This is a genomic window from uncultured Serinicoccus sp., from assembly GCF_947487915.1.
Lineage (GTDB): Bacteria > Actinomycetota > Actinomycetes > Actinomycetales > Dermatophilaceae > Ornithinicoccus.
This window is the reverse complement of the sequence record NZ_CANKYH010000019.1, coordinates 1-7,719: the sequence shown is the minus strand read 5'-3', so window position 1 is coordinate 7,719 and position 7,719 is coordinate 1. Positions and strand designations below refer to the sequence as shown.

6 protein-coding genes are annotated in these 7,719 nt (G+C 74.7%); 4 read left to right on the top strand and 2 right to left on the bottom strand.

Annotated features, from left to right (window positions below):
- Positions 1-73: 73 nt before the first annotated feature.
- The gene (locus Q0795_RS16965) at positions 74-1,174 is read right to left on the bottom strand and encodes a hemolysin family protein (protein ID WP_298891708.1); all 1,101 of its coding nucleotides are present in this window, start codon (positions 1,172-1,174) and stop codon (positions 74-76) included.
- A complete protein-coding gene (locus Q0795_RS16960; RefSeq protein WP_298891706.1) occupies positions 1,171-2,697 on the bottom strand; it encodes a hemolysin family protein in 1,527 nt (508 codons plus the stop codon). Before Q0795_RS16960 ends, Q0795_RS16965 begins: the two co-directional genes overlap by 4 nt.
- A 43-nt stretch (positions 2,698-2,740) precedes the next feature.
- Between Q0795_RS16960 and Q0795_RS16955 the strand changes: the two genes are divergently transcribed.
- From Q0795_RS16955 to Q0795_RS16940, 4 genes are all read left to right on the top strand, one after another.
- Complete coding sequence (locus Q0795_RS16955; protein WP_298891704.1) at positions 2,741-3,160, top strand: CrcB family protein; 420 nt, start codon at positions 2,741-2,743, stop codon at positions 3,158-3,160.
- Positions 3,157-3,531: a CrcB family protein gene (locus Q0795_RS16950; RefSeq protein WP_298891702.1), complete on the top strand. Its 375-nt coding sequence runs from the start codon at positions 3,157-3,159 to the stop codon at positions 3,529-3,531. Before Q0795_RS16955 ends, Q0795_RS16950 begins: the two co-directional genes overlap by 4 nt.
- Positions 3,532-3,649: 118 nt before the next feature.
- A complete protein-coding gene (locus tag Q0795_RS16945) occupies positions 3,650-4,849 on the top strand; it encodes a metallophosphoesterase (protein ID WP_298891700.1) in 1,200 nt (399 codons plus the stop codon).
- Positions 4,846-7,647 (top strand): AAA family ATPase, encoded by a 2,802-nt coding sequence (locus tag Q0795_RS16940; RefSeq protein ID WP_298891698.1) that lies wholly within the window; start codon positions 4,846-4,848, stop codon positions 7,645-7,647. The genes Q0795_RS16945 and Q0795_RS16940 overlap by 4 nt, the downstream gene beginning before the upstream one ends.
- Positions 7,648-7,719 lie beyond the last annotated feature (72 nt).

Here is a 7,719-nt window from a genome sequence, read left to right as displayed (position 1 = left end):
CACCAGCCCTACAACCCCGACCTCCACGGCCGCCTCAACGACCTACAGAAAACCGCAGCTTGACATAGGGCTCTCAGACGCGGCTGGGGTGGCCGGCCACCGCGCTCGGCTCGTCGGCCGACCCCGTGTCGGACTCGTCGTCGAACTCCCCGAGGATCTGCTCGAGGATGTCCTCCATGGAGACCATGCCCACCGCCCGTCCCTGGTCGTCCCGCACGAGGGCGAGCTGACCGCGCTGCTGGCGCAGGCTCGAGACGGCGTCGATGAGCGGCATCGACGCCGGGAGGGAGGCGACCGGCTGGAGGAAGTCCCCGAGCGGGCGGTCGCCCCGACCCTGGGCCGAGGCGAGGATCGCGTCGCGGACGTGCACCAGGCCGCGGATGCGCTGCTGGCCCTCGCGGCCGGTGGGCTCGACGACGAAGAGCCGGGAGCGTCCGCTGCGGTGGCTGACCCGCTCGACGTCCGCCGCGGTCGCGGTCCGCAGGACCGTCACCGCCCGGGTGGTCGGGAACATCACCGACTCCACCGTCTCCTCCTCCAGCCGCAGCGCACCGGTGAGGATCTGGTGGTCGGCGTCCTCCAGCACCCCGTGCTCGTGGGACTGGGCGAGGAGCAGCTGCAGGTCGGCGGGGGTCTGGGCGTTGCCCAGAGCGTCGACCGGGTCGATCCCCCCGAGGCGCAGCAGCTGGTTGGCCAGGGCGTTCATCAACCAGAGCACCGGGCGCGCGACCCAGGTGAAGGCCCGGAAGGGCAGGGCCAGCATCATGGCCGAGCTCTCCGGGTGCGAGATGGCCCACGACTTCGGTGCCATCTCCCCGACCACCATGTGCAGGAAGACCACGACGGAGACGGCGATGGCCACCGCGATGGCGTGCACGGCCACGTCGGGCACGCCGAGGGCCTGGATGACCGGCTCGAGGAGGTAGGCGACGGCGGGCTTGGCCAGCGCGCCCAGCGCCAGCGTGCAGAGCGTGATGCCCAGCTGCGCCCCGGCCAGCATCAGCGACAGCTCGCGCGAGGCGTTCACGGCGGCGCGAGCGGCGCGGCTGCCGGCCTCCGCCCGCTCCTCCAGGCGGTGCCGCTTGGCGGCCACGACCGCGAACTCGGACCCGACGAAGAAGCCGTTGGCGACGAGCAGCAGCACGCTGACGAGGAGGGCCTGGGTCGTGCTCACCGGGCCACCTCCGCGTCGTCGCCGCCGGAGGGTGCGGCGATCACCAGCCCGTCGCCGAGGTGCTCGCGCTCCTCCTCGGCGAGCTCGTGCCACTCCTCCAGGGTCCGCGTCACCATCGGGCTGAGGGTCACGACCTCGGGCACGAAGCGCCGGGTCCGCACGACGTCGAGGCGGGCGAGATGGACGTACTCGTCGCCCTCGCCGTCGCGGCTGGTCCACGTGACCACGACGCTGTCGCCGTCCTCGGCGGTGCGCCCCAGCTGGTCCAGGACGAGCCCGGACAGGGTGTCGTAGTGCTCGTGGGTGGGCAGCTCGACCCCGGTGAGCTGGGCGACCTCGTCGATGCGCAGCCGGGCCGAGAGGTCCCAGACACCGCCGGCGCGGGCGGCGCTCGTTGCCTCGTCGTCGTCGTCCTCGTCCCAGATCTCCCCGACGACCTCCTCCGCCACGTCCTCGAAGGTGACGATGCCGGCGAAGCCGCCGTACTCGTCGACCACCACGGCCAGCTGCTGGTGACCGGCCCGCAGCTCCTCCAGCACCTTCGGCAGGGGGAGCGACTCGGGGAGGATGAGGGCGTCGTCGGTGAGGTCGCGCACGAGGGTGGTGTGCCGGGCCTGCGGCTCGACGGCCAGCAGGTCGTGCAGACCGATGACGCCGACGATGTCGTCGATGTCCCGGCCCACGACGGGGAAGCGGGAGTGCCCGCTCTCCAGGGCCTCGAGCACCACCTCGGCCGGTTCGTCGGCCTGGATCGTCTGCACCGACGTCCGGGGCGTCATGACCTCCTCCGCGACCCGGTCGCGGAAGGCGAGGCCGCGGCCCAGCAGGATGGACAGCTCCTCGTCGAGGGTGCCGCCGCTGTGCGACTCGGCGATGATGCGGGTGAGGTCCTCGGGGGTGGCTCCCTGCGGCAGCTCCTCGACCGGCTCGATGCCCACCGAGCGCAGCAGCGCGTTGGAGGCCTTGTCGAAGAACGCGATGACGGGGCCGAGCACGGTGAGGTAGACCAGCGTGCTGCGCGAGAGCGCCCGCGCGAGCGGCACCGGGCGGGCGATCGCCCAGTTCTTCGGGCCCAGCTCACCGATGACCATCTGCAGGACCGTGGAGAAGGTGAGGGTGGCGATCGAGAAGAGCGAGATCATGGCCGCGCGCGCGAGCCAGCCTGACTCGGCATACGACTCCGTCAGTCCCCGCACCAGCAACGCCTCGCCCAGGTAGCCGACCATGAGCGCCGTGACGGTGATGCCGAACTGCGCCCCGGAGAGGGTGAACGACAGCCGGGAGGTGACCTTGAGCGCGCGCTGCGCCGGGGCGTCCCCGTCATCGGCGAGCTGGCGCAGCCGACCGCGGTCGACGCTGACGTAGGCGAACTCCTGGGCCACGAAGTAGCCCGTCATGAGGGTGAGGACGACGATGACGGCGATGCCGCCCACGATCAGCACGTGGCGGCCCCCGTGCTGCAGGTCAGCCGGGCGGGGGTGCCGCCCGGCCCGGGACTCGGAGGTTGCGCGTCGGTGCCCCATCGATCCATGCCGCCCAGTGTACGACCGCGGGTAGGGTCGCCCCGTGTCCTCGTCCCCAGGGTCCGCCCGGCACCCGCTGCACCCGCAGACCCTGGCAGCCGTCGCCGTCGGCGGGGCCGCGGGGTCCCTGCTGCGGTGGGTCGTCGAGTCGGTGCTCGTGCCCGAGCCCGGGTCTGGCGGGTGGCCTTGGGCGACGATGCTGGTCAACGTGCTCGGCAGCGCGGCCCTGGCGTGGCTGGTCGTCCACGACGACCACGCTGCTCACCCCTGGTGGCTGCGGCCGGGGGTGGGCACCGGGCTGCTCGGTGGGTTCACGACCTTCTCCACGTATGCGGTGCAGGTGGCCGTCCTCGGGACGGTCGACCCGGTGACCTCCCTGCTCTACCTCCTCGCCACGGTGCTGCTCTGCGTCGGGGCCGCGGCGCTGGCCGGGGGAGCCGCGCTGCGGCGGGTCCGACGGTGAGCGGTGTCCCCGCCCTGGTGGCGGTCCTGTGCGTCGCCCTGGGTGGGGCCCTCGGTGCGGTGCTGCGCCACCTGGCCTCGCGGCCGCCGCTCGGACCCGTGCGCGGGGTGCTGGTCGTCAACGTCGCGGGGGCCGGGGCGCTGGGCGTGCTGGTCGGGCTCTCCGGGACCCTCGCCCCCTGGCTCCTCCTGCTCCTGGGGACGGGGCTGTGCGGGGCCCTGACCACGTGGAGCACCCTGGCGGTGCAGACCTGGCAGATCGGGCGCCGCGCACCGGGACGGGTGGCGGCACACCTCGTCCTCACCCTGGCCCTGGGCGTCCCGGCCGCGCTGCTGGCCCGAGCCGCGACCGTCGCCGTCGTGGGGGCATGAGGCCCTGCGCGGAGCAGCCTCGGATCGCCGACACGGCCGGAGCCTGCCGGGGTCTGTCGGTGCGCTCTCCTACCGTGGGAGCGACACCCCGGCCGGAGACGAGAGGAGGGCGGAGGAGATGGTGCGGATCCTGCACACCGCCGACTGGCAGATCGGGCTGACCCGCCGCTTCCTCGAGCCGGAGGCCCAGGCGCGGTTCAGCGCGGCCCGCGTCGAGGCGATCCGCGCCCTCGGGCGGGTGGCCCAGGAGCAGGGCTGCGCGCTCGTCGTGGTGAGCGGGGACGTCTTCGAGAGCAACCACCTCACCGGGCAGACGGTGCGCCGGGCCCTCGAGGCCCTGCGAGCGGTGCCGGTGCCGGTCTATCTCCTACCCGGCAACCACGACCCCCTCGACGCCGCATCCGTCTACCGCTCCGACGTCTTCCTGCGCGAGTGCCCCCCGCACGTGCACGTCCTGGACGCCGCCGGGGTGCACGAGGTGGTGCCGGGGCTGGAGCTCGTCGCCGCGCCCTGGGAGAGCAAGCACCCGGGTCGCGACCTCGTGGCCGAGGCGGTCGACCTGCTGCCTGAGGGTCCGGCCCCCGACGGCGTCGTGCGGGTGGTCGTCGGGCACGGCGGGGTGGACGACTTCGACCCGCAGTGGCGCGACGCCGCGACGATCCGCACGGCGTCCCTCGCGACCGCGCTGGAGCAGGGGCGGGTCCACTACGTGGCGCTGGGCGACCGGCACTCCCGCACCGCGGTGGCCGGCCGCGAGGACATCCACTACCCCGGCGCGCCGGAGCCCACCCGGGAGACGGAGGTCGACCCCGGGCAGGTGCTCGTCGTCGACGTCGACCCCGGTCGGGCCGCGGGCGAGCGCGTGCAGGTGACGCCGCACCCCGTCGCGACCTGGCGTTTCCTCGTGCTCGAGCGGGAGGTGGACACCGACGCGGACCTGGACGCCCTGGACGCCGAGCTGCGCGGCCTGGTGGACAAGGACCGCACGGTCCTCTTCCTCAACCTGCGCGGCACCCTGACCGTCGCCCAGCACGCGCGGCTCGAGGAGCTGCGGGAGCGGCACCGCGACCACCTCGGGGCGATGGTCGAGCGCGAGCAGCACCGCCAGGTCGTGGTCGTCTCCGACGACGAGGTATGGCGCGAGCTCGGCCTGGGTGGTTACCTCGCGGCGGCGGTCGAGGAGATGCAGAGCCAGGCGCTGGAGCAGCCGCAGGTGCCGGCCTCCGGGGACGGTCTCGTCGTGGGCCGGGCCGACGACGAGGAGAGCGCCCGGGACGCCCTCTCGCTGCTCTACCGGTTGAGCAGGAGCCGGTCATGAGACTGCACCGGATCACCCTGCGCGACGTGCGTGGCGTCACCGAGCGCACCGTCCACCTCCCGGACCGCGGTGTGGTCGTGGTGGAGGGGCCCAACGAGATCGGCAAGTCGACGCTGCTGGAGGCCTTCGACCGGCTGCTGGACCTCAAGGCCACGTCCCGCAGCGCCAGGGCCCAGGCGCTGCAGCCGATCGGGCGCGACGTGGGTCCCTTCGTCGAGGCCGAGTTCACCATCGGTGGGACCCGGGTGCGGCTGGCCAAGCAGTGGCTGCGCAGCCCGCGCACCGAGCTGGAGGTCCTGGGCGAACGTCCCGAGCAGCTGGCCGGGTCGGCGGCGCAGGCACGCCTGGAGCAGCTCGTCTCCCACCTCGACACCACCCTGTGGGACGCGCTGAGGCTGGCCCAGTCCGACGACGGCACCCTCGTGCCGCTGATGTCCAGCGGTGTCCTCCAGCAGGCGCTGGACGCCGCGGCGGACGCGCACCTGCACGACGGTGACGGCGAGCAGGTCCTGGGGCTGGTCGAGGAGGAGTACCTCCGCTACTTCACCGGGCGGACCGGCAGGCCCACGGGCGACTACCGGGGGGCGATCGAGGCCTACCACGCCGCGCAGGCCGAGGTCGCCGAGGCGCACCGGCGCCTGGTCGAGGCCGAGGACCTCCTGGACCGCCAGCAGCGGGCGCGGGAGGCCGTCGGGCGTGCGGTGGAGCAGGTGGCCGGCTGCGAGGGCGACCTGCGCCTGGCGCAGGAGCGGGCCGATGCGGTGGCCGAGGTGGTGGCCGGGCACGAGCGGGCCAACGACGGGTTCGACCGCGCACGGATGGCTGCCGACGCGGCCCAGCAGGCGCACGCGCACCGGCACGAGCGGGTCGAGGGCGTGGCGCGTCTGGACGACGTGGTGGTGGCGCTCGAGCAGCAGCTGGCCGACCTCGCCGACCGGGGCGAGTCGCTGCGGACGCAGCTCACCACCTCCCAGGAGCAGCTCCTCAGCGCCGAGGCCGCGGTGGAGGAGGCCGAGGACCTGCTGGAGCAGGCGCGGGACGCGCGCGAGAGGGCCGACCGACGCCTCGAGCTCGGTCGCTGCCGCACCGAGCTGACCGGGCTCGAGCGGGTGGTGTCGGCCCTGCAGGAGCAGCTCCAGGTCGTCCTGCGCGAGCGCGATGCCGGCCCTCGGTCGTTCGTCACCGCGGCCCAGCGGCAGGGGGTCGACCGGCTGGCGCAGGAGGTCGACGTGCTCCGGGCGCGGCACGAGGCCGCCAGTGCCGCCGTGCGGGTCGAGGCCTGGTCCGCCGGGGTGAGCGTGGGCGCGGTGGGCGGGTCCGGTGAGGCCGCCACCGACCTCGAGGTGGGGCAGGCGCGTGAGCTGACGGCGACCGACGACCTCGAGGTGGTCGTGCCGGGAGCGGCCCGGGTGGTGGTGCGCTCGCCCGACGCGGACGCGCGCAGGGCCGAGCTCGAGCGGGCCCGCGCAGTGCTGGCCCGCACGCTGCACGACCTGGGGTGCGAGAGCGTGGAGGAGGTCCGGGCCCGAGCCGCCGCCGCGGCGGAGGCGGCCGAGCGGCTGCGCGACGCCGAGCGCGACCTCACCTCCATGCTCGCCGCCCGTGGTGTGCGAGAGCCGGACCGGCACGAGGCCCTCGTCTCGGGGCACCTGCCGCGAGCCCTGCAGGACCGGGTGCACGCCTGCCGCGAGCGCGTGGCGGTGCTCGAGGCCGAGGTGGCCGGCCCGGGTCGCGACCCGGTTCCGCACCGGCCGGGGCCGTCCACCGGGGCGGACGACGGCGGGGGGGAGGCCGCCGCCGAGCAGGACCAGCGTGCGGGGGCGGCTGCTGTGGAGGCCGAGCGGGCCGCCGGCCGCCGTGTCCGGCAGGCCCGAGAGGCCCGTCGCGCCGCCGCCACCGGGGCCGCTGCAGCGCGGGACGAGGCCGCCGCGGCGACGGCCGCCCTGGACCGGCTGCACGGCCGCCTCACGAGCGAGCGCTCCCGCCTGGAGCAGGAGAGGCAGCTGCTGGAGCGCGAGCGGGCGGAGCGCTCGGACGACGTGCTGCTCGACCTCGCGCGGGACCGCACGGAGGCGCTGGAGGCGGCCCGCGTCGAGGTCCGTCGCGCCGAGGACGCCGTGCGCGCCGCGGACGTCCCGGGCCTGGCCGCGCGGGTGCAGACGGCCGAGGCGGCGCTCACCCACGCCCGGGACGACCTGGACCAGTGCCGCGAGCTGCTGCACACGCTCACCGGCCAGGTCGAGCTGGCCGCCGGCGAGGGCCGACAGGAGCTCTACTCCCTCGCCGAGGCGGCGCTCGAGGACGCCGAGCGACGCCTGGGCGGTCTGGACCGCCGGGCCCGCGCGGTGCGACACCTGCGCGGCACCCTGCGTGAGCACCGCGAGTCCGCGCACCGGGCCTACGTCCGACCCTTCACCGACGCGCTCGAGCGCCTCGGCCGACAGGTCTACGGCCCGACCTTCGCCGTCACCGTCGACGAGCAGCTGAGCGTGCGCGCCCGCACGCTCGAGGGGTTGACGGTGCCCTTCGAGGAGCTCTCCGGCGGAGCCAAGGAGCAGCTCGGCATCCTCGCCCGGATCGCCGTGGCCCACCTCGTGGACCCGGCCCAGGGGGTGCCGGTGGTCATCGACGACGCCCTGGGCTACTCCGACCCACGGCGCCTGGAGCAGATGGGCCGGGTCTTCTCCTTCGCCCGGGGCACGGCCGGTGAGGACGTGCAGGTCATCCTGCTCACCTGCACCCCCGACCGCTACGCCGCCATCCCCGACGCCCACACGGTCCGGCTGGCAGCCTCCTGAGAGCCCTATGTCAAGCTGCGGTTTTCTGTAGGTCGTTGAGGCGGCCGTGGAGGTCGGGGTTGTAGGGCTGGT